Origin of the sequence: Cellvibrio japonicus Ueda107 (assembly GCF_000019225.1) — a bacterium.
Taxonomy (GTDB): Bacteria; Pseudomonadota; Gammaproteobacteria; order Pseudomonadales; family Cellvibrionaceae; genus Cellvibrio; species Cellvibrio japonicus.
This window is the reverse complement of sequence record NC_010995.1, coordinates 2,086,702-2,108,577: the sequence shown is the minus strand read 5'-3', so window position 1 is coordinate 2,108,577 and position 21,876 is coordinate 2,086,702. Positions and strand designations below refer to the sequence as shown.

Annotated in this window: 18 protein-coding genes; 3 read left to right on the top strand and 15 right to left on the bottom strand. The window is 53.3% G+C overall.

From position 1 onward, the window contains the following. Window positions 1-40: 40 nt before the first annotated feature. The 6 genes from CJA_RS08990 to CJA_RS08965 all read right to left on the bottom strand — a co-directional run bounded on the left by CJA_RS08990 (window position 41) and on the right by CJA_RS08965 (window position 7,094). On the bottom strand, window positions 41-355 hold the full coding sequence (locus CJA_RS08990) for a P-II family nitrogen regulator (protein ID WP_012487462.1): 315 nt from the start codon (window positions 353-355) through the stop codon (window positions 41-43). 87 nt (window positions 356-442) lie between these two features. Further along, a complete protein-coding gene (locus tag CJA_RS08985) occupies window positions 443-3,559 on the bottom strand; it encodes an efflux RND transporter permease subunit (RefSeq protein WP_012487461.1) in 3,117 nt (1,038 codons plus the stop codon). 45 nt (window positions 3,560-3,604) lie between these two features. After that, window positions 3,605-4,618, bottom strand: a complete 1,014-nt coding sequence (locus CJA_RS08980; RefSeq protein WP_012487460.1) for an efflux RND transporter periplasmic adaptor subunit — start codon at window positions 4,616-4,618, stop codon at window positions 3,605-3,607. After that, on the bottom strand, window positions 4,615-5,886 hold the full coding sequence (locus tag CJA_RS08975) for a TolC family protein (protein ID WP_012487459.1): 1,272 nt from the start codon (window positions 5,884-5,886) through the stop codon (window positions 4,615-4,617). The genes CJA_RS08980 and CJA_RS08975 overlap by 4 nt, the downstream gene beginning before the upstream one ends. An 84-nt stretch (window positions 5,887-5,970) precedes the next feature. Beyond that, window positions 5,971-6,345 carry a hypothetical protein gene (locus tag CJA_RS08970; protein ID WP_012487458.1) on the bottom strand — a complete coding sequence of 125 codons (375 nt, stop codon included), beginning with the start codon at window positions 6,343-6,345 and terminating at the stop codon, window positions 5,971-5,973. 83 nt (window positions 6,346-6,428) lie between these two features. Next, complete coding sequence (locus tag CJA_RS08965; protein WP_012487457.1) at window positions 6,429-7,094, bottom strand: cation efflux transmembrane domain-containing protein; 666 nt, start codon at window positions 7,092-7,094, stop codon at window positions 6,429-6,431. A gap of 80 nt (window positions 7,095-7,174) precedes the next feature. On the opposite strand from CJA_RS08965, the gene cadR reads away from it, so the two are divergent. Next, window positions 7,175-7,567 (top strand): Cd(II)/Pb(II)-responsive transcriptional regulator, encoded by a 393-nt coding sequence (gene cadR, locus CJA_RS08960; RefSeq protein ID WP_012487456.1) that lies wholly within the window; start codon window positions 7,175-7,177, stop codon window positions 7,565-7,567. 135 nt (window positions 7,568-7,702) lie between these two features. Here the strand turns inward: cadR and cueR are convergent, their stop codons facing one another. Then, a complete protein-coding gene (cueR, locus tag CJA_RS08955; RefSeq protein WP_012487455.1) occupies window positions 7,703-8,095 on the bottom strand; it encodes a Cu(I)-responsive transcriptional regulator in 393 nt (130 codons plus the stop codon). A gap of 10 nt (window positions 8,096-8,105) precedes the next feature. Then, window positions 8,106-10,535, bottom strand: coding sequence for a heavy metal translocating P-type ATPase (locus tag CJA_RS08950; protein ID WP_012487454.1), 2,430 nt, complete (start codon window positions 10,533-10,535; stop codon window positions 8,106-8,108). A gap of 162 nt (window positions 10,536-10,697) precedes the next feature. Between CJA_RS08950 and CJA_RS08945 the strand changes: the two genes are divergently transcribed. Together CJA_RS08945 and CJA_RS19045 are read left to right on the top strand one after the other, a co-directional pair. Continuing rightward, window positions 10,698-10,901 carry a heavy-metal-associated domain-containing protein gene (locus CJA_RS08945; RefSeq protein WP_012487453.1) on the top strand — a complete coding sequence of 68 codons (204 nt, stop codon included), beginning with the start codon at window positions 10,698-10,700 and terminating at the stop codon, window positions 10,899-10,901. Between the two features lie 175 nt (window positions 10,902-11,076). Beyond that, window positions 11,077-11,406, top strand: coding sequence for a four-helix bundle copper-binding protein (locus CJA_RS19045; RefSeq protein ID WP_083766848.1), 330 nt, complete (start codon window positions 11,077-11,079; stop codon window positions 11,404-11,406). 147 nt (window positions 11,407-11,553) lie between these two features. Here the strand turns inward: CJA_RS19045 and CJA_RS08940 are convergent, their stop codons facing one another. From CJA_RS08940 to CJA_RS08910, 7 genes are all read right to left on the bottom strand, one after another. Next, window positions 11,554-12,234 carry a DUF305 domain-containing protein gene (locus CJA_RS08940; protein ID WP_012487452.1) on the bottom strand — a complete coding sequence of 227 codons (681 nt, stop codon included), beginning with the start codon at window positions 12,232-12,234 and terminating at the stop codon, window positions 11,554-11,556. Window positions 12,235-12,373: 139 nt separating this feature from the next. Next, the gene (locus CJA_RS08935) at window positions 12,374-13,558 is read right to left on the bottom strand and encodes an SEC-C metal-binding domain-containing protein (protein WP_148208838.1); all 1,185 of its coding nucleotides are present in this window, start codon (window positions 13,556-13,558) and stop codon (window positions 12,374-12,376) included. 11 nt (window positions 13,559-13,569) lie between these two features. Beyond that, entirely contained in the window at window positions 13,570-16,716 is a 3,147-nt protein-coding gene (locus CJA_RS08930; protein ID WP_012487449.1) for an efflux RND transporter permease subunit, read from the bottom strand. Next, window positions 16,709-17,962 carry an efflux RND transporter periplasmic adaptor subunit gene (locus CJA_RS08925; RefSeq protein ID WP_012487448.1) on the bottom strand — a complete coding sequence of 418 codons (1,254 nt, stop codon included), beginning with the start codon at window positions 17,960-17,962 and terminating at the stop codon, window positions 16,709-16,711. Before CJA_RS08925 ends, CJA_RS08930 begins: the two co-directional genes overlap by 8 nt. 521 nt (window positions 17,963-18,483) lie before the next feature. Next, the gene (locus CJA_RS08920) at window positions 18,484-20,844 is read right to left on the bottom strand and encodes a heavy metal translocating P-type ATPase (RefSeq protein WP_012487447.1); all 2,361 of its coding nucleotides are present in this window, start codon (window positions 20,842-20,844) and stop codon (window positions 18,484-18,486) included. A gap of 97 nt (window positions 20,845-20,941) precedes the next feature. Next, window positions 20,942-21,496, bottom strand: coding sequence for a c-type cytochrome (locus CJA_RS08915; protein ID WP_012487446.1), 555 nt, complete (start codon window positions 21,494-21,496; stop codon window positions 20,942-20,944). Window positions 21,497-21,553: 57 nt separating this feature from the next. Then, on the bottom strand, window positions 21,554-21,859 hold the full coding sequence (locus CJA_RS08910) for a hypothetical protein (RefSeq protein WP_012487445.1): 306 nt from the start codon (window positions 21,857-21,859) through the stop codon (window positions 21,554-21,556). Between the last annotated feature and the right edge of the window lie 17 nt (window positions 21,860-21,876).

Genomic DNA, 21,876 nt, shown 5'->3' with positions numbered 1-21,876 from the left:
AAGGCGACTGGGAAAGCGGCCCCAGTCGCACATTTTTAACCTAGGCGCCGCCGATAGGTAATGCCTGTTCAATAGCGCTAACATAGACCCACCCGGAAATTTCGCTGCCGATACGACCAGCCTCGCGGATAATCCGGGTAATCGATTCCACTTCCCCGTCTTCACAGGGCAGTGATAGTTGCACTTCAGAAATAACCAGCCGGGCCTCTGACGAATACGTTAATTCAAAATCACCCAACGGTTTAAGCGTGCCCTTAATATCTTGCAAATTGAGGTTGCGATAACCGGCATCATTCAGTGCATCAATAACAGCGGTTACTCGCACATGATGTAAAAGCGCAGTGATCAGTTTCATAATTCCAGTCTCCTGGCAAAGGCGCGCTGTGGATATTCAGTGCGCCAGAATTAAATTGTCACCAGCACGGAGCCGGTGACAGTTTGTTTATTGGCTTTTGTGTATTTTTTGATAAGCCATACGGTATAAGCCCGGCAATACCAGCAGGGTCAACATAGTGGATGAAATAATCCCGCCAATCACCACGGTGGCCAGTGGCCGTTGAACCTCTGCGCCGGTACCGGTATTCAATGCCATCGGCAAAAACCCCAATGCCGCCACCAGGGCGACCATCAGGATCGGACGCAAGCGCAGCATGGCACCCTCGCGGATAGCATTTTCCAGTGGCAAACCGTGTTTCAATCCATCGCGAAACGCAGACACCATCATGACGCCGGTAAGCACTGCCACCCCGGACAAGGTGATAAATCCGACCCCGGCCGTGATTGATAATGGAATGTCCCGCAACCACAGAAAAATAACTCCACCGGTCAACGCGAGCGGCACCCCACTAAATACCAATAACGCATCTTTGGCTGAACCAAAGGTCATCATCAGCAATGCGAAAATCATCAATAAGGTCAATGGCACCAGCAAGGTCAAGCGTGTGGAGGCTGACTGCAATTGTTCGAAGGTGCCACCGTAATCGAGCCAGTAGCCAGGTGGCAGCTTGACCTGTTGCGTAATTTTTTCCTGAGCTTCGGCTACAAATCCGCCCAGATCGCGGCCGCCGACGTTAGCAGTTACCACCAGGCGTCGCTTGCCATTCTCGCGACTGATTTGATTGACCCCAGGTGCCAGGGTGAGGCGGGCAACTTCGCCCAAGGGAACATAACCACCCTCTGGTAACGGGATGGGAAGATACGCTAACGCTTTCACATCATTGCGCAACGTTTCAGGGAGCCGGACCACAAGCCCGAAGCGTTGGTCACCCTCAAACAGCTGTCCTGCCTCTTCACCACCTGTGGCGGCGGCTAATGTATCTTGCACCTCAGCCATGTTGAGTCCATAACGTAGCAATAGATCACGATCAGCGTCGACAGAGAGAATGGGTAAACCCTCTGTCTGCTCCACCTTGACTTCATCTGCACCTGGAATGCGATTAAGCACAGCGGCAATCCGGGTGCCCGCGATACGAAGCTGCTCCATGTCGTCACCGTAAATCTTCACACCCAGATCGGATCTGACGCCGGAAATTAATTCATTGACGCGCATCTGGACTGGCTGGCTGATCTCGTACGCATTGCCCGGGACTTTCTCCAGTGCTTCCTCAATCGCTTCCAATACCTCCACCTTGGGCTTGTCTGGATCCGGCCAGTCATTGGCGTCTTTTAACATCACATAGCCATCAGACACGTTAGGCCCCATGGGGTCGCTGGCTACTTCAGCCGTACCGACCCGGGCAAACACGGTGTTCACTTCGGGGACCGCTTTCAGTGCACGCTCCACCTGGAACTGCATTTCGACAGATTGGGTAAGGCTGGTACCGGGGATCCGCAACGCTTGCACGGCGACATCGTGCTCATCCAGCTCGGGGATAAATTCAGTGCCCATGCGGGACGCTAACCAGCCGGATCCAATGACCAATACCACGGCGCCGATCAGGATGGGTACCCGACGCTGGAGCGCCATATCGAGTGTTGGCCCATAAGCGGCACGGGACTTGGCGATCACCCGGTTTTCCTTTTCCTCAATCCTGCCTGTCATACACAACGCGACAGCGGCGGGGACGAAAGTCAGCGACAATACCAGCGCACCGAGTAATGCCATGATCACGGTAACTGCCATCGGAATGAACATCTTGCCCTCCACACCGGTGAGCGCCAGGATCGGGATGTTTACCAGAATCACGACCAACACACTGATAAGGCTGGGCGTGAACACCTCGCGGGTAGCCTTAAACACCGTGTCCAGCCGCTCCTCAAGGCTAAGGATCTGACCTACATGATGTTGACGCTGCGCAAGCCGAAGCAGGCAGTTCTCGACGATAATTACTGCACCATCGACAATCAGGCCAAAATCCAGTGCACCCAGGCTCATCAGGTTGGCACTGACTTTGGTCTGCACCATCCCGGTCATGAGTATGAGCATGGACAGTGGAATGACCAATGCGGTAAGCAACGCTGCGCGGACATTTCCCAACATGACAAGCAGCACGACCACCACCAGGATGGCGCCTTCCAGCAAATTGGTCTGCACCGTGGATATGGTCTTTTCCACCAAGGCCGTTCGGTCATACACCGCATCCGCTTTCACGCCCTCGGGAAGTGTGCGATTGATCTCGTCCAATTTCGCCGCCACGGCGCGCGATACTGTCCGGCTGTTTTCGCCAACCAGCATAACGGCAGTTCCGAGAACGGTTTCCTCACCGTCGCGGGTCGCAGCACCGGTGCGCAGCTCCTTACCCCATTCGACCTCGGCAAGATCCCCAATCGTGACAGGCACCCCATCGCGACGAGTGACAATGACTTTTTTAATGGCAGCGATATCTGCCAGTTGGCCGGGAGCCCGAATCAGGTATTGCTCACCATTTTTTTCGATGTAGCCCGCACCAATGTTGGTGTTGTTTTTTTCCAGTGCATCTACCAGGTCATCGAACACGGCACCATAGGCCAGCAGAAGTGCGGGATCCGGTGTAACGTGAAGCTGTTTTTCGAAACCACCAATCGTATTCACCTCAGTCACACCGGGGACCAGCCGCAGTTGCGGCCGTATGACCCAATCCTGCAACGTGCGTAGCGCCATCGCGTCATAAGGCTCACCGTTGGGTTGGCGTGCCTTGGCATCGGCATGTACTGAATAGTGGAATATTTCACCCAGGCCCGTAGCTACGGGCCCCATCTCTGGCTCAATACCCGCAGGCATCTGGCTTTTCGCTTGTTGCAATCGTTCATTGAGGATATTGCGAGCAAAGTAAATATCCGTGCCGTCCTCAAATACCACGGTCACCTGTGACAAGGCGTAACGGGAAATAGACCGGGTACTTTCCACATGAGGAAGCCCGGCGATAGCAACTTCAACGAGATAGGTAATACGCTGTTCGACTTCCAGTGGCGAATAACCCGGTGCTTGGGTGTTGATCTGGACTTGTACGTTGGTGATGTCGGGTACCGCATCGATAGGCAAACGTTGGTAATTCCAGATTCCGGCTACGGTAATGAGTGCAACAAACACCATAATTAGCCATCGGCGCGCGATGGAAAATCGGATCAATGCATCAATCATAGTGCGGCACTCCCGCTGGAGAAACGGGTGCCACCGTGAGGAGAATTAATCATCATCTTCAATGCTCTCCTTACCCAGATCCGCTTTCAGGATAAAGCTGTTCACCGCGACATAGGATTCACCGGCAGCGAGACCATTAGTAATCTCTGTGTATCGGTAATCGGTACGTCCGGTTTGAACCGCTCGCGGAGCAAAACCATTAGGCTCCTTCACAAATACGACGGTCTTTCCATCGAGTGTCTGCAAAGCCTCGTTGCGTACCGCAACCGCCGCCGGACTCTCCGACAACACGACCTCTGCACTCACAAAATGCCCGGGAATCCAGTGGCCCTCGGTGTTGTTCACAGCAGCGCGAACCGTAATAGCCTGATTAACCGGGTTGGCGGTGTTGCCGACATAATCCAGTCGGCCTTCGGCAATCAATCCACGCTGCGGTTGGCGAATGACAACGGTTTGTCCTTGCTTCACATGTACAACATCCCGGGGAAAAACACTCAACTCTACCCACAGGTTTGCGCTATTGAGGATGGTAAACAACGGGGTATCGGTGGTTTGCTCGCCAACAGCGCCCTGACGATCAGTAATAATGCCCGCTACCGTCGCGGTCACGCTGTACACCTTCAGGCTTTCATTGCTTTCGATGGTTGCGAGCACATCGCCCATTGCCACCTGTTCTCCTGGTTTGCGGGTGAACTGCCGTATGACGCCGGGAAAACGAGCGGCGATGCGCGCAATGCCCTCGGCGTTCGGGGTTACAACGCCATGTACAGGAAAGGTTTGTCGAATGGAGACCGAACCTGCTGAAACTACCTGAATACCCGCCTTCCGTAATTGCTCACTGGACAAGCGGATATGTCCTTCGGCTTCATCGTCTTCATGCTCTTCAGATTCTTTGCCATCTGCCGGTTTGGGTGTTTTTTTTGTTTCCTTGTGCTCGACATGTTTGTCATCGTCCTTATCCGCGGCGCGGGCCGCAGGCAGACTCGTGACACAGATCAATGCCAGAAGGCAGGCCGTGGCCGGGATCCATGCCAGCCGTTTTTTACAGGATAGATTCATGGTGTAACCTCGTGTTGATCAGTTATTGCGGTACCCGTAAGCCGCTCCAGCTCAATGCGGGTATGCTGCGCGCGCTGGGCAGCATCAATCACGGCCAACTGAGCATCCAGGAACTCACTCTGGGCAAGGGTAAATTCCAGATAGCTGTACCGGCCCACATCGAACCCCTGGGCGGTTTCCCGCAACGCACGTTTTAATGCAGGAACTACCCGGGTGCGGAGCATGGCCAGTTCACTGACCGCTTGTTGTTGTTCGTCGTAAAGAGCTGTCAGTTCGCCCTGAAGACGAATTCGCGCACTTTCTAAGGCTTGCTCGGCGCCTGCATGTTGTGCGGTGGCCGTTGTAACCGCGCCACTGCCGCGTCGACTGGCACCCAGTGGCATGCTGAGGCCTAGTACCGCCGCTGAATCGCCGGTTTCTTCAAACCGTCTTACACCGGCGCTCCACTCCAGGTCAGCGCGCTGGTGTGATCGGGCCTCCCGCAGTTCTGCCGACCGCAGGTCAATCTCCGAGACCAATACCGCCAGGTCAGGGTTGGCATCGAGCCGTGATTCAAGGTCAGTCAAAGGAATTGATGGTATCAATGCGTAGAGATCGCCTTGTGCCGTCGCGAAATCGGGTGTGGGATCCGCCCAGTAAGCGGATAACCGGAGGCGTTCAGCACGCACTTGTTGTTCAGCTTGTTGCAGGGCAATAGCGGCTCTGGCAAGACCGGCTTCCGCGCGCAGTAATTCTGCCTCTGGTAACCGTCCTGCTTGCACCAATTTACGCAGCGAATCCTGGGTTGAACGCGCGAGTTGCGCCGCATCTTTATGTATTGCCAGCTGTTCCTGCGCGGCGACCAGCAGCAAGAATTGGCGGGTCACCGCCGACAATAAATCCAGTGAAAGGAGGCGTTGTTCAGACTGCAATTGCTGCTGCCGGGCGGTGACGACGCCCGCCCGCGCATCGCGTTTGTTACCCAGTTCAATGACGGAGGAGACGGCAATAGTCAATTCGCCCGACTGCGTGCCATGCAGATCTCCGGAACCTGCTACATTTTCCAGTTCGGCGGCAATCCGGTATTCCGGACGCAACGAGGCGGTTGTCTGCTCACCGGCCAAGGCATCGGCTTTAAAGTGATATCCAGCCAATGCCGGATTATGCTCAAGTGTTGCCTTGAGCGCTTCGTCCAGTCGGATAGCGCCAGAAGGCGCTGCCATACCTGAAGAAGAATAACTAAGAAAAGCGACCGCAATACTGGTGATTGCTGTAGAGAAAAAGCGCATGGATGTGGACTCCAGCTGAAATAAATGTCTCCCGGCAAGTAATACTTACTCATCGGGGGCGAAGGATATTTTCAGGAGCAAGAATCAGGCAGTGGCAGGAGGAGCGCGCAGTGGTGGACGCAGGCGTAACGGAGGATGAAAACGTAAGTTTCTGACGGGTAAAACGGAGGTTACTTGCTGCTGTTGCAGCAGGATGATGAAAACAACGGCCATTAACGGCGCGAACACATCCCACTGAAACGGTTTGGCGGAGAGCGACTGCGGCTTTTGGATATCAACGTCCTGGTCTGCCTCACCGGGTTCATCAAACAGGTGCCCATCCATGACATCGATGTGAAAGGCAATGGGCGGCTCGCTGCCATCGAAGCAAAAATGCCCTTGCACACCGCTCCAACTGGCTATCAGCCAGAGTGCCAGGGCAACAAGTGCAAAATGACGATGGCGTAACAAAGGCTTCACCAGATCAGGATCCTAAAGATGTGAGGTATGAGCGGAACTGGCCGGTCGCAGGTCAAAGCCTATCAGTAAACCGTGTAGTGGCATCATTTGTGTCCGCTGTTTTGTGAGGACCCGCATGGTTTATCACAGCAAGACTCTACCGGTGCGCTGTGCTCTTTAAGTTCCCGTTTGGCATCACCCAGTATCAACCAGGTTCCGCGCAAGATGAGTATGACAATCAGGCTGCCGATAATAATGTCTGGCCAGCGCGAACTCATCCAGGCCACCAATGCGCCGCTGATAATCACCCCGAGATTAGCCAGTACATCATTGGTAGAAAAGATCCAACTGGCTCGCATGTGCACTTCGCCGTGGCGGTGCCGCTGGATCAACAGCAGGCAGGTAACATTAGCGGCCAGTGCAAGCAGACCCATTCCCATCATCAGTTGGGACGCCGGTTCACTGCCAAACACCACGCGCCGAACAATATCGATCACAATAAAGGCGGCGAGGATTAGCTGAAAATAACCGCTGACCAACGCGGCTCTGGCTTTGTCGGTTATGGCACGACCTACAGCGTACAGGGCAATGCCATACACAATCGCGTCTGCCAACATATCCAGGGAATCTGCAATCAAGCCAGTGGACTGAGCAAACCAACCAACGCCCAACTCCAGCATAAACATCACTGCATTGATACCCAGTAACCAATACAGGACGGTCTTCTGGTCACCGTCTTTTAGCTCAACATCGCAATCGCAATCACTCATGGTACTGCCTCGCTTGTGTCAAAGTAGATGTGTTCACTATAAACTCTATAGTTACTAGAGGGTCAAGCGGGAGTTATTACATGAAAATTGGTGCCTTGGCAAAACAAACGGGTCTATCTGTACAGACAATCCGGTTCTACGAACAGGCGGGATTGGTGTCCGTTCCAGAGCGAACTGAGGGTAATTACCGCCTTTACGACACCGAATCATCACGGCAATTGGGGTTTATCAAACAATGCCGAAACCTTGGTCTTACCCTGCATGAAATACGTGAGTTAATTAAATATCAGGCAACACCGGAAGAGGCCTGTGGCGAGATCAATCAGATTGTTGATGCACATGTGCTGGAGGTTGATGCGCGTATCGCGGAATTAACCACATTGCGTGAACAATTAATCAGTCTGCGGACACAGTGTAATAGCTCTCGATCCGTTAAAGACTGTGGAATTCTGAAAGCCCTGACGGAGACTTGATGATTCGCGCATACACTTGGTGCCAGGCTAAAAGCAATCCACAGTAAAAATCACCCGCCAAGCTAGGTGTATCTTTTCGTATCTCATGCCCATGTTAACGACGTCTCTGCGTTTCCAGAATGTTGAGCATCGGCATTAACACGAATGGGCAATGCCGGCGATAATCGGGCAATCCGGCCGCTCATTGCCCTGACAGTGCGCGACGAGTCCCTGGATCACATCGCGCATCTGCGTCAGCTCGTGGATTTTTTTATTAAGCTCGTCGAGGTGATGCTGGGCCAAAATTCTCACATCGGCGCTCGCACGCGCTTTGTCTTGCCAGAGTGACAATAATTGTCTGATATCCTCCAGCGAAAAACCGAGTGAACGCGCGCTTTTGATAAAACGCAAATTATGCAGATCCGTGGTGGTGTACTGCCGGTACCCGGCCTCAGTCCGATGTGATTGGACGATGAGTCCTATCGATTCGTAATGGCGGATCATTTTCGCGGTCACGCCACTGGCCTTCGCTGCTTGTCCGATATTCATAATCGTTACCTCACTGCGCCGACGATGAGTGTTTTTCTGAAGACCGTGGCTGCCATCGCTTTAACAGCAGCGCATTGGTCACCACACTGACACTGCTGAATGCCATGGCCGCACCGGCAATGACCGGGCTTAACAAACCCAAAGCGGCGAGCGGTATCCCCACCAGGTTATAGATAAACGCCCAAAACAGGTTCTGCCGGATTTTCGCGTAGGTGCGACGGGAGATATCAATCGCGTCAACCACCCGCTGCGGGTTACTTTGCATCAGTGTAATACCGGCCGTGTGCATGGCTACATCCGACCCGGTGGCCATGGCAATACCAACATCTGCCGCTGCCAGCGCCGGTGCATCGTTAATACCATCACCCACCATCGCCACTACCGCATTCTGTGCTTTTAACCGGCTCACGGCCGCCGCTTTATCCGCTGGGAGCACATTAGCCACAAAGTCCTGAATGCCCAGGGTAGCTGCCACAGAGCTGGCGCTGCCTTGGTTATCGCCCGTGATCATGACGGTATTGATGTGGTGACGATGAAGCTCGTTAACTGCTGCTTGTGCTTCGAGTTTGATTTCATCGCCGAAGGCCAATAACCCGATCAATTCCCGGTAATCCCCGACACGGGCAAGCCAGGAGATGGTATTACCTTGCGCTTCGAGACTTGCTGCCCGTGCTTTTAGCGGTGATAAATCGATTGCCAGTTCATCCATTAGCCGGGTGTTACCGAGGTTTAGCAGGGTTCCTTCAACCTGCGCAGAGACACCGCGTCCCGCCAATGCCGTGTGATTGTTCGCCGAGGGTACCTGAAGACGCTGTTCCCCGGCGGCGGTGATGGCAGCTTTCGCCAAGGGGTGTTCACTACCGTGTTGTACCGCTGCGGAGAGGCGTAACAAATTCTGGTGATCGCCATTCATCGCTTCGTAGGCCGTCAGGCGTGGCTTGCCGAGCGTCAAGGTACCCGTTTTGTCAAAGATGACTGTCGAGACCCGGTGCGCAATTTCCAATGCTTCAGCGTCCTTGATCAGAATCCCGTGCTGTGCAGCCACCCCGGTGCCCGCGATAATCGCGGTGGGTGTCGCAAGGCCCAGCGCGCAGGGACACGCGATAACCAGTACCGCCACGGCGTTAATAATGGCTTGTTGCACATCGCCGCTGTACCACCACCAACCGATGAAGGTCGCAGCAGCAATAACGATAACGACCGGGACGAAAATAGCGCTGACTTTATCCACCAGGCGCTGGATGGGCGCCTTGGCCGCTTGCGCGTTTTCCACCAATCGAATAATCCGGGCGAGCGTCGTCTCTGCGCCCACCGCCTGGGTTTCTACTACAACCAGCCCCTCCGCGTTAATGGCGCCGCTGGTCACGGTGTCCGCTGGCTGTTTGGTAACCGGCAGGCTTTCACCAGTAATCATGGATTCGTCCATATGGGTTTGGCCTTCGAGGATGACGCCATCCACGGGTACCCGTTCGCCCGGTTTCACCACAACCTGGTCGCCGGGCATGACCTGTTCAATGGGTGTTTCAATCTCGCGTCCGTCCACTCGAACCCAAGCCGTGGCAGGTTGCAACGCCTGCAGGGCACGAATTGCGGCAGCGGTTTGGTGTTTGGCGCGGCTTTCGAGCCATTTCCCCAGCAGTACGAGGGTGATAACTACTGCAGAAGCTTCAAAATAAAAATGGCTTTCCCCATGGGCAGCATGGGCTGAAAACAACTGGTACACACTTAATCCGTAACCGGCGGTGGTACCCAGCGCAACCAGTAAATCCATATTGCCGCTGCCAGCCTTCAGCGCTTTCCAGCCAGCATGGTAGAAGCGCGCACCCAGCCAGAATTGGACCGGCGTTGCCAGCGCCCACTGGATCCAACCGGGAATCGTTAGGTGAACACCGAACACCGACAACAACATGGGCACCACCAGCGGAAAAGAAAGGATGGTGGCCAGTACAAGGTGCCGGGTTTCCAGCACAGTCCACCAGCGAGCAGGCTCGGCGACAGCGGGCGCAGTGAAAGGATTTTCCGGACGAACGTCGTAACCGGCCTTTTGCACAGCTGACACCAGGCTAGCGCGCGAAATACCGGGCAAGGCATTAATGTGGGCTTTCTCGGTAGCGAGGTTCACAGTCGCATCAATAACACCCGGTACCGCCCTAAGCGCTTTTTCGACACGGGCCACGCAGGACGCACAGGTCATTCCCTCAATGCCCAGTGTGGTCTCGGCAGCGGTTACGGTATAACCAGCCCGTTCAACGGCTGTTTGCAGAACTTTCGCATCCGTGTGGCCTTTCGTACGGATGTGGGCCTTTTCTGTTGCTAGATTCACCGCAGCGTCTTCTACGCCGGGTACTGCGCGCAGTGCTTTTTCTACGCGTCCGGCACAAGAGGCGCACGTCATCCCTTCAATGGGTAGGTCGTAATCAGTCGTTGTTGAGTCAATCATGATGTTATTCCTCAATGTCACAGTAACATCAGTTTCGACCTTCCCATCATGGTAAGGTCAAGCACTTTTTTTAAATGACATCAGGGGATACAGAAATACTTGACCTTGCCACCGAGGCAAGCCTGACACTGGCTGTGTTTATTAACCAACCCGGAGAAAGTGATGACTACATTACTCGTTAAAAACATGACCTGCGGTAGCTGTGCCCGGCATATCACCCAAGCCGTCAAAGCTTTGGATCCCGATGCACAACTGACTATCGATATACCGGCACGCAAGGTAAGTATCGATAGTACCCAACCCGTTGGGGACTTGGTAAAAGCCATTGAAGCTGTGGATTATGAGGTGGCCGTCGCCAGTGAATAATTCGGCGACTTTCTTTTACACGGTTGAACGATTCCGGCAGTCAGGTTCTCCAAACAAGACCGGACTACCGGATTCATCGCGATTTTTTACCGTATTTGCGGTTTTGCAGTCATCGCACCGAGCCCTTGGGTAGCACCGTTGTCGTACCAACATTCACACAATGAGGAGACCAACCATGTCCCATAACGCTATGCATTCCGATTGCGCAGATATCTGTTCATCCTGCGCTGAAACCTGTTATTCCACCGCGCTTAACCATTGCCTGCCCATGGGCGGTAAACACGTCGAGCCCGAGCATTTCAAACTTATGCTCAATTGCGCCAAAGTGTGTGAAACCTCCGCGTGTTTACAATTAAGTGGATCGCCTTTCAGCGCACAACTCTGCAAAGTCTGCGCAGAAATTTGCGTAGCCTGTGCAAACAGTTGTGAAGCTGTCGGTGATATGGAGGATTGTGTTGCGGCGTGTCGCAAGTGCGCCGAGAGCTGCCGGGAAATGGCGGCTTAATTCAGGGCCACTCTCGCACGTGCATGCTGCTACCTACCGCAAGAAGACCTCGATGTTTTTCGGCAGGTAGCAGAAGAGCGTAAGTCATGCAACGAATGATTGCGCAGAGAAGTTTCATCAATGCGACGTCCTTGTCGCCCATCGGGGTTAATGGTGACGACGCGATTTTTTGTGCTGCGGTTGGATGTCGCACTTTTCGTAATGTTTACAGGCGAGATGGCGCATGTGGTCAATTTCATTGACTTGTGCGTGCATAATATTTTCACAATAGCGATGCAAATCGTGATGCTCAAGATCGCGCGCCACGAGACATTGCAGTGATGATTCTGCTGCTTGGTAGTGGTGCTGCGAAAACATTTTCAAAAACGCTTTATCAAATTCCGCACCCTGTAAGGCTTCCAGCGTGGCGATGTCCCGTCGCGCCTCCTCGGACAGCTTCGGTTCGTAATCAACCCCGTACCATTCTTTCAGGAATTTTTGCGCGGTCAGGATTTCTTCGCGCTGCATACGATTAGCGCTGCGTGACAGTGATTTGATTTCCGGCAATACGGCATGCGGCTCCGTTGCGCTAAAACCGGGGCTGGGATGCACTCGGTCATGCGGTGAAACTTCGCTGGCAATCCTCTGTTCAGTGCCCGCTGCGAGTTCTGTCATTCGCAATGCACTGAAGTGATGATCAATCATCATGGTCAGATAATGCACCTCAAACGGCGCGGTTTTTCCTTTGCCGGGTTCTTCTGCGACGGCGTTCAGTGCGCTCGCACTGGCGAGACACATCACAAGCGCAGCGCGCGATAAATAACATGAGATGGCGGGAAAAATTTGCATGGTTTGCCTCCTTTGATAAGGTCGGGACTCCTTGGGCATCGCCCATTGCCTTGCGTTCCTCTGAGTGCAGGCATGAGCTGCCAAAATTTCTTAGGCGCTACATTGTGCCGCTGATAGGAACGCGGTTTCACGCCACGCATTACACAACCATAATTGATTGGATTTTTGCACGCACAGACGCACTGACCATGTCATCGTATTCAAACGGTCTAGTGTAATTTTCGTCCATGGCTAAGCCGTAAATGGCTTGCTGACGTTGCGGATCCAGTGATGACCACCAGTCGAGACGAAAATAGGTATTTTCAGAGTAGGCAAAAATGGATTTGGTCAGCCAATCCAGAATAAATGGGTTGTCTCTGGAAAATACGTCACGCAAATAGTCCTTTATGATCGAGTGCTCATTTAAATGGGCAATGAGGTAAGCGGCGTTACCTTGCAGTGTCACGGTCGATATAAAAAAATGTTGAAAGTTTATATATGGGTCGCCGAGGTTTTGAATTTTCACTCCGTTGATATCGTAGTACGGCGATACAGTGGCACACACGGCAATATCCAGTGGTTGGTCAAGCTGGACGATGTAGCTCGTAAATTGATGCAGCTGATTGTTCGTTTTCAACGCCTCAAATTTTTGTTTGATGAAGTTGATATCGTCAAACCCTTTACGGATGTCGCGCTCAAGCAATGCCAGTTGTTCCTGCAGCAGTAATTGTTCATATAGCTCGTAACCCCGATCGCTATGGTCTTTTTGCCACGCCACGGCGGATTTCGCCGCATGCTTCTGATAATACTCATGACAAATGGCGCGGTAGGAACTGGCCCAACAATTTTCCGGTGATACTGTGAATTCCGAAACCTCAAAGCTTTTAAATAATTCGGTATCGTGGTAATCGCAAAATCCGTAAAAAATAGATGCTTGACGCTTTACGCCATTTTTTATATCCCCCACATTGCTAAATCCATGAATGTTTCGGTAAAAAGTGCCGACATGCCCATTCTTGGCCATACTTTGCAATACACGACCGCGCTGGATGGTATGGGCGCCCTTTATAAACGTTCCGCAATTGGCCGCATCGAATGTCGCGCAACAAAATTCATTGGCATCCATAATGCGGGACAGGTTAGATCGCGTTTCACTGTCCGTTATTTTTCGCTGACGTTGCCGGTCGCGGTGGCAATCCATGAATAGTTTTTGGCTGCCGCACCAGCACGGCTCCTGCGGTTGGATGTTGGCGATCATGAAAAGTGATGCCACAAAGCGCTCCTTCGAGGCAGGAGAAAAACGCGCGTAGAGTGCGCTTAACCGTTGAGAGGTTTCGTCCAGCATGTGTGTGCCTGTCATTCCTGATCGTTATGGGTTGATTTCATTCTAGTGCTGCCCCGCATCATTTGATACGCAACGGGTATCACGAACAATGACAGCAATGGCGCTGTGAGCATCCCGCCCACCATCGGCGCGGCAATTCGGCTCATAATTTCCGAACCCGTACCACTGCCTAAAAATATCGGCAGCAAGCCCGCAACAATTACCGTCACCGTCATCATTTTGGGGCGAATCCGTAATACTGCACCCTCTTGAATAGCATCAAGCAAATCCTGCTGTGTTGTAGTGCCCAATTCGATGCGCCGCTGCCAGGCCTGTTTCAGGTAGAGCAACATGATTACCCCGAATTCGGCAGACACCCCGGCCAGTGCAATAAACCCGACGGCTGTTGCAACTGATAGCTCGTAGTCCATCAGGTATAACAGCCAAATGCCGCCAGTTAATGCAAAAGGTAAAGTGCCCATGATTAACAGGGCTTCATCCAGGCGGGAAAAGGTCAGGAATAACAGCACAAGAACGATAACGAGCGTTGCCGGGACAATCCATTGCAGGCGGGCATTGGCGCGTTCCATAAATTCAAACTGGCCTGCGTAGCTGATACTGGTGCCCGGTAGTAAAGTCACCTGTTGCTTAATGGTTTGTTGTAGATCTCTCACCGTCGATCCCAAGTCGCGGTCGCGTACATCAATGTAAACCACACTGGTGGGGCGGGCATTTTCGCTTTTGAGCATGCTGGGGCCATCGGTGACCTTGATGGTGGCAATCGTACCCAGTGTGATTTGGCTGCCGAGTGGAGTAATGATGGGTAGGTTTTGCAGCTTGCCAATGCTGTCACGCCAATCGCGCGGATAGCGCAGGTTGATAGGGAAACGTGCACGTCCATCTACGACTTCACCAATATTGTCGCCGCCAATTAGACTGCTTACTACGGACTGCGCCTGAGTGATGCTCAGACCATAACGTGCGAGTGCAGCGCGGTCGAACTGGATATCAAGATAGCGCCCACCACCCAAGCGCTCGGCAACTGCCGAGGAGATACCGGGGACGGTTTTGGCAACTTGCGCAACCTGTTGGGCGACATGGTCTATATCGGCCAGGTTCTGGCCTGCAACCTTGACGCCGATGGGGCTTTTGATCCCGGTGGCCAGCATATCGATGCGGTTGCGGATGGGCGGAATCCAGATATTGGATAGCCCCGGTATTTTGACCCGTGCATCCAGTTCAGCCATGAGTTTTTCGGGAGTCATGCCGAGGCGCCACTGATCACGGGGCTTAAACTGGATGGTAGTTTCAAACATCTCCAGCGGGGCCGGATCAGTAGCGCTGTCGCTGCGGCCAGCCTTGCCAAACACGCGCTCCACTTCCGGGACAGTTTTAATCAGCCGATCTGTTTGTTGCAGCAAGCGGCTGGCCTGTTGGGCACTTAACCCCGGCAAGGCACTGGGCATGTACAGTAAATCCCCTTCGTCCAGCGGCGGCAGGAATTCACTGCCCAGCTGGCTCAGTGGCCAGGCGGTGCTCAGTAATACCGCCAATGCAAAACCCAGTGTCGTTTTCGGGTGACGCAAAACTCCGGTCAACAGTGGACGATAACCCCGGATCAGCCAGCGATTGATGGGGTTTTGGTGTTCCTCCGGAATCCGGCCACGAATCCAGTAACCCATCAGCACTGGAATTAGCGTGATAGACAAACCAGCTGCTGCTGCCATCGCGTAAGTTTTGGTGAACGCGAGTGGGCCAAAGAGCCGACCTTCCTGTGCTTCTAGCGTAAATACCGGAATAAACGAGAGAGTGACAATAAGCAGCGAGAAAAACAGCGCGGGTCCCACCTCAGCAGCAGCCTGGGTCAATACCTGCCAGCGTTTCTCACCGATGAGTTCTTGCTCGGGATGTTGCTGCTGCCATCGCTCCAGATGTTTGTGGGCATTTTCAATCATAACGATGGCTGCATCCACCATCGCCCCTATGGCAATGGCAATGCCGCCAAGGGACATGATATTGGCGTTGATCCCCTGGTAGCGCATCACTACAAAAGCAATCAACACCCCAAGTGGCAGGGCCACAATCGCTACCAACGCAGAGCGCCAATGCCAGAGGAATAAAGCACAGACCAGTGCAACCACCAAAAATTCTTCAAGTAGTTTATAGGTCAGGTTGGTAACGGCGCGGTCGATCAGCAAACTGCGGTCGTAAGTGGCGATGATCTCGACTCCGTCTGGCAAACTGCCTTGAAGTTGCGCCAATTTTTCCTTAACCGCTGCGATAGTAGCGCGGGCATTTCCGCCCGAGCGCATCACCACAATACCGCCGGTGACTTCACCTTCTCCATCCAGTTCCGCAATACCCCGGCGCATTTCCGGCCCGAGCTGGATGTGGGCAACATCGGCCAGGGTAACGGGAATGTTCTCCACCAACTTTAGCGGTATAGATTTGAAATCATCCAATGTGCGCAAGTAACCGCTGGCACGGATCATCAGTTCGGCTTCACCCAGCTCAAGAACACCGCCACCAGTTTCCTGATTAGCCTGCTGCACAGCGGTAATCACCGCCTCATGGGACAAGTTATGGGCTGCAAGGCGGATCGGGTCCAGCACCACTTGGTATTGCTTGACCATACCGCCGATAGCGGCGACTTCGGCCACATCCGGTAAAGGCGCCAGTTCAAAACGCAGGAACCAATCCTGCAATGCTCGCAATTGGGCAATATCCTGTTGGCCCGTCTTATCGACCAGGGCGTACTGGAATATCCAGCCCACACCGGTGGCATCCGGCCCCAATGCCGGAGTGGCGCTGGCCGGTAGCTGCGCTTGCATTTGGCTCAAGGACTCCAAAACGCGGGAGCGCGCCCAGTAAAGATCGGTGCCATCCTCAAACAAAACATACACAAAACTATCGCCGTACATTGAATAACCGCGCACGGTTTTAGCGCCGGGCACCGAAAGCATTTTGCTGGCCAAGGGGTAAGTCACCTGGTTTTCCACCAGCTCGGGCGCTTGGCCGGGGAAGCTGGTGCGGATAATGACTTGCACATCCGATAAGTCGGGTAAGGCATCAATGGGTGTGGATTTGATGGCCCAAACTCCCCAGCCGCTGAGCAACAGCGAGGTTAAAAGCACCAAAACCCGGTGGGCGACAGACCAATGAATCAACCGGCTAATCATTGTCGTGTCCTCCCGCTGTTTTTGGTGCAATTCCCAAAAAGGAGGCTTCAGAGTCCAACAGGAACTGGCCGCTGGCCACCACCTCCTGATCCTCCTCTAAACCCTCGCTGATGAGTGTTTGGTTACCCACCTCATGGCCAGTAATAATTTCCACTGGGCGAAATTTGCCACCAGCCTCAGCCAGCATCACCAACACCCGTTTTCCCGTGCGGATTACCGACTCAGTGGGTACAAACAATCCGGTTTCTCCAGTGGATGATTGCAAGATTACACGTCCACTGGTGCCGGGTTTCAGGCGTCCTTCGGGATTATCCAACAGGATACGGGCAGTCAAGGTGCGGGAGCCGACATTGATAGATGGCAACAGGTATTCCAGCGTGCCGATCAGTACAGGGTCACCGGGATTAGCGGAATTGAAAATTGCCTTGTCACCTGCGCGCAAGCCGGTTGCTCGTGCTTCAGGAATGGCAGCATCCAGCCACAGGCTGTCCAGATTGTTAATTTTTGCCAGAGTAGCACCACCGGTCAGCGCCATACCGACTTTAACATCCAGCATATCCACCACACCCGAGATGGGTGACGTGATGGTTACACGGGTCTCTGGTTGGCGGGTTTTTTCCACTCTGGCAATCAAGGCATTGGGCATCCCGAGTAATTGCAGGCGTGCACGCAATGTCGCTAACAAATGAGGATTCTGGTCAATCGGTTGGGAGAGCAGCTCATTTTGGGCGTCCAGCCATTCGGGTATCTGGAATTCGGCAAGCGGCTGACCGGCACTGACCTTGTCACCCACCGCTAGCGGCCAGGCTTTTTCCACAAACCCCGCCGCGCGCAATTGCACTATCGCCTGGTTGCGCTGGTTAAATTGCAATTGCCCAGCGACTTCCAGCTCGCTATGTATTGGTAGGCGCTGCACCCTGGCTTTGCGCATACCGAGGTTTCGCACCAGGGCTGCATCAATGGTTAGCCCCGATTCCTGGGTTGATGGCGCCGCATATTTGGGTACCAGATCCATATCCATAAAAGGTGATGGCCCCGGTTTGTCAAAATGCCGGTCAGGCACCATGGGGTCATACCAATAGAGCACCTTGGGTTCCTGTTTGGCCTTATCAGCAGCATCCTTTTGAGGTGACGGTATAGGGAGAGATTTATGCAGGTGCTGCCAACCAATACCTATCGCAATGCCAAGTACCAACGTGCTTAGCCCAACGGCTGCAAGTAGGCGTACAGAGAGATTATTGTTCATTCATATGATTCCTGAGAGACGATAAAAAACGTCCCGCCTAAACACCCGGCATCTTTACCGGTTCAAGCGAGGTGAAATCGTATTAACTCAGGAGGCGTTCGGAGGTCGCCAGATACTGGCGGGATTGAAGACAGCAAGATTCAATGGGCGAGTTTTTGAGCGTGCCGACATGCTTGAAAGAGAGAAAAACGACGCGGGTGTATAGAGATATACCTGCACGGGTGTTTTACAGAGATGACAGGATTTAGCGGTTTCACAGGAATTTATAGCGTCAGCTTCATCCGCATCAGGGCAGCAAGGCATAGTTTCACTATCACCGGACTCATCCATCACCATTGTCATTTCTTCAGGGCAGAGCGACACAGACAACAGAATGTCTGCCGCGACTTGCAGGGGCATCACAAAGCTCAGGAGTAAGATAAATAACAACGAATAGCGGCGCATGGTGTCAGTATAGCTCAATGCACGCGTTAGAAAAATATCCCACCAGGATTGAGGGTTTGCAAGCTTTCAACATCCATTCACCCCGGTCTGTTGATCATTGATGGAGATTTTTGCCGTTTTAACCTCAACGCATTGCCAATCACCGAGACGGAACTGAGGCTCATCGCGAGTGCTGCAATCATGGGTGACAATAACCAGCCAGTCCAGGGATACAAAACCCCTGCAGCAACGGGAATTCCCAGTCCGTTGTACAAGAATGCAAACATCAGATTCTGCTTCATATTGGTTACGGTGGCTTCCGATAAGAAACGCGCGACCGCAATCCCGCGTAAATCACCTTTAACCAAGGTCACTTGTGCGCTATTCATGGCGACGTCGGTACCTGTTCCCATGGCAATTCCCACATCGGCTTTGGCTAGGGCGGGTGCATCGTTGATCCCGTCTCCTGCCATGGCAACCATCTTGCCCTCGGTTTGCAAGCGCTCCACCAAACGCAATTTGTCCTCCGGTTTCACCTCACCATAGACCTCATCGATACCCAAGCGTGCAGCTACAGCCTTGGCCGTTGTGAGCCCATCTCCTGTTGCCATGATGATGCGCAAACCAGCCGCTTTTAGCGTTGCCAAGGCTTCCGGGGTGCTGGGTTTAACGGGGTCAGATACCGCCAGTAAACCCGCGAGTTGGCCATCCACTGCCAGATACATAACACTGGCACCTTCACCGCGCAGGGCTTCGGCGGTGGACATCAACGGCGCGACAACAACACCCTGTTGCTCCATCAGCACCGTGTTCCCCAAGGCCAGCCTGCGTCCCGAAACTCTCCCATAGACTCCGATGCCGGAACCCGACTCAAATTGTTCAACTTTTTCCAGTGTGAGATTGCGCTCACGTGCTGCCTGGACAATGGCATCGGCCAGCGGATGCTCACTGCCTTGATCAAGGCTTGCGGAGAGGCGCAACACATCTTCATCACTAAATTTATCGGCAGGCACCACGCGGTCGAACGCTGGCCGGCCCTCGGTAAGAGTTCCTGTTTTGTCGATAATGAGGGTATCTATCCTGCGGAAGTTCTCGATGGCAGCGGCATCCCGAAAGAGCACACCCTGTGTCGCACCACGTCCGGTAGCGACCATAATCGACATGGGCGTAGCCAGTCCTAGCGCGCAAGGACAGGCGATAATCAGTACCGCCACCGCGTTAATTAATCCAAATATCCAACGCGGTTCCGGGCCGAACAGCCCCCAGGCAAAAAAGGTCAGCACGGCAACCGCGACCACCGCAACGACAAAATAACCGGCAACAGAATCCGCCATACGTTGCATTGGTGCTTTGGACCGCTGCGCTTGCGCTACCATCTGAACAATCTGCGCCAAGACGGTAGACGATCCAACGCGCTCAGATTGAATGGTGAGTGCTCCATTAGTATTGAGTGTTGCACCGATCACCTTATCACCCGCGCGTTTCATCACTGGCAGCGGTTCACCGGTCAGCATGGATTCATCCACTGCGCTGCTACCTTCCACAACGACACCATCTACCGGCACTTTTTCGCCGGGGCGAACACGCAACTTATCGCCGACATGGACATGCGTCAGTGGCACATCCTCTTCACTCCCATCATCGCGAATGCGTCGCGCTGTTTTTGGAGCTAAACCGAGTAAGGATTTGATCGCCGCCGAGGTTTGCGAGCGCGCCTTTAATTCCAGTAATTGCCCTAAAAGGGTCAGCGAAATGATGACGGCCGCCGCCTCGAAATAGACAGAAACTCGTCCCATGGATACAAAGGAATCCGGAAATACACTGGGAGCCAACGTGGCCACCAGGCTGTAAACAAACGCCGCACCTGTCCCCAAGCTAATTAGCGTCCACATATTGGGGTTGCGATTGATAATCGACTGCCAGCCGCGTACGAAAAAAGGAGCTCCAGCCCATAATACAATCGGTAACGTCAGGATCAATTCGATCCAGGTTTGGGTAAGTACATCAAACAAATGAAGCTGATGACCAAACATCGCCAGAACAGTAACGATAATGGTTAGTGGCAATGTCCACCAAAACCGGTGTTGGAAATCCCGCAACTCAGGATTTTCCTCCTCTTCTAATTCGGGAATTAGTGGCTCCAGAGCCATTCCACACTTTGGGCAACTGCCGGGATGATCTTGACGAATCTCGGGGTGCATTGGGCAGGTATAAACGGCTCCGGACCCAGATATTGCCGGTGCTGTATCGCCAACATTGCCGTTACTTGGTGTCCTCAGATACTTGCCGGGATCAGCTTTGAACTTTGCCTGACAGCTCGCGCTACAGAAATGATAGGTTTTTGCCTGATGCTCAATGTGATGGGGCGATGCAGGGGTGACCGCCATACCGCAAACCGGATCTTTCAATGTAAGGTTCGCCTTTTGTTCATGGTGAGAATGTGCGTGTGTGTGTTCCATCAGTAAACCTCTTGGCAGTTGAGTTATTCAGTAATCATAGGGGTCACTGATAGTGCTTGTTTGAGATGTATCAAACCGATCCCTATTTATCGGGCGCTTAGTGGTGGCTGGTTTCAGCTGGCTCGCGTGCGGTCAGGATCTGGTATTGCTCTGGAGTCAAGGTCGGCAATTTCTGGATAAACGCCACCATTGCCCAGATACGCTGATCATCATGGGTTGGACCCCAGGCGGGCATACCACTGGCCTTGATCCCGTGTTTGATGATCCAGAATTGGCGCTGCGCGCTGGCGGCGTCGCCGGCATCATGGGTGTGCTCATGAGCATCGAGAGCCAGGGACAAATTAGGCGGACTGGGATAAAGCCCGATACTCATATCACTGCGCTTCACGCCCGGTTTCAAATGGCATTGGGCGCACATGTCGTTATAGTCAGGTCCACCCGCCAACAGCAATTCAGCATCCGAAAGATCCGGTACCTGAATATCGGCGGCAGCACGTGCAATCGATTGTTCCCGCAAGGTTTCCAATGCCCTATAAGTCAGCCGGTTATGCGGGACATCGGCACCCATCGGGTAAACGCCGGAATAAATAAAACCCAGCCCTGCGAGCAGCATAATAATGGCTGTTAGCAGTATCACTTTGATCAACGTCATACAGTCTTCTCCTCATAGAGATGGGAGGGCGACGACCGTCGCACTCCCATCAATTTGTTAATGGCCGCCATGACCTTCGTGGTTTGTACTGGATGCCGCTTTACTGGTGGTAGTTGTCTTACCATGGTCCATTCCCTGGTGTTGATCGCCATGCTCGCTGTGTGCAGCGCTGCATTTTTTCATCAGCGCTTGCATGACCGGATCGTTCATATCCATCTTGGAATGATCCATTTTTTTCATGGCTTCACAATCGGGTGCTTCCGCCGTTTTGGCGTGTTCTGCCGGATCATGCGCAAACGCTGGAGCGATCAGTAGTGTGCTGGACAAGATCAGAGCAGCATTCATCAGTATTTTTTTCATCATTAAGTCCTCGTTAGTTA

What these genes read in the sequence shown, in the direction of transcription:
- cueR (WP_012487455.1), bottom strand. Translation starts at nt 8,095, where the DNA reads ATGAATATCGGACAAGCAGCGAAGGCCAGTGGCGTGACCGCGAAAATG.
- cadR (WP_012487456.1), top strand. Translation starts at nt 7,175, where the DNA reads ATGAAAATTGGTGCCTTGGCAAAACAAACGGGTCTATCTGTACAGACA.
- CJA_RS08910 (WP_012487445.1), bottom strand. Translation starts at nt 21,859, where the DNA reads ATGATGAAAAAAATACTGATGAATGCTGCTCTGATCTTGTCCAGCACA.
- CJA_RS08930 (WP_012487449.1), bottom strand. Translation starts at nt 16,716, where the DNA reads ATGATTAGCCGGTTGATTCATTGGTCTGTCGCCCACCGGGTTTTGGTG.
- CJA_RS08935 (WP_148208838.1), bottom strand. Translation starts at nt 13,558, where the DNA reads ATGCTGGACGAAACCTCTCAACGGTTAAGCGCACTCTACGCGCGTTTT.
- CJA_RS08980 (WP_012487460.1), bottom strand. Translation starts at nt 4,618, where the DNA reads ATGAATCTATCCTGTAAAAAACGGCTGGCATGGATCCCGGCCACGGCC.
- CJA_RS08985 (WP_012487461.1), bottom strand. Translation starts at nt 3,559, where the DNA reads ATGATTGATGCATTGATCCGATTTTCCATCGCGCGCCGATGGCTAATT.
- CJA_RS08920 (WP_012487447.1), bottom strand. Translation starts at nt 20,844, where the DNA reads ATGGAACACACACACGCACATTCTCACCATGAACAAAAGGCGAACCTT.
- CJA_RS08945 (WP_012487453.1), top strand. Translation starts at nt 10,698, where the DNA reads ATGACTACATTACTCGTTAAAAACATGACCTGCGGTAGCTGTGCCCGG.
- CJA_RS08975 (WP_012487459.1), bottom strand. Translation starts at nt 5,886, where the DNA reads ATGCGCTTTTTCTCTACAGCAATCACCAGTATTGCGGTCGCTTTTCTT.
- CJA_RS08940 (WP_012487452.1), bottom strand. Translation starts at nt 12,234, where the DNA reads ATGCAAATTTTTCCCGCCATCTCATGTTATTTATCGCGCGCTGCGCTT.
- CJA_RS19045 (WP_083766848.1), top strand. Translation starts at nt 11,077, where the DNA reads ATGTCCCATAACGCTATGCATTCCGATTGCGCAGATATCTGTTCATCC.
- CJA_RS08965 (WP_012487457.1), bottom strand. Translation starts at nt 7,094, where the DNA reads ATGAGTGATTGCGATTGCGATGTTGAGCTAAAAGACGGTGACCAGAAG.
- CJA_RS08990 (WP_012487462.1), bottom strand. Translation starts at nt 355, where the DNA reads ATGAAACTGATCACTGCGCTTTTACATCATGTGCGAGTAACCGCTGTT.
- CJA_RS08915 (WP_012487446.1), bottom strand. Translation starts at nt 21,496, where the DNA reads ATGACGTTGATCAAAGTGATACTGCTAACAGCCATTATTATGCTGCTC.
- CJA_RS08925 (WP_012487448.1), bottom strand. Translation starts at nt 17,962, where the DNA reads ATGAACAATAATCTCTCTGTACGCCTACTTGCAGCCGTTGGGCTAAGC.
- CJA_RS08950 (WP_012487454.1), bottom strand. Translation starts at nt 10,535, where the DNA reads ATGATTGACTCAACAACGACTGATTACGACCTACCCATTGAAGGGATG.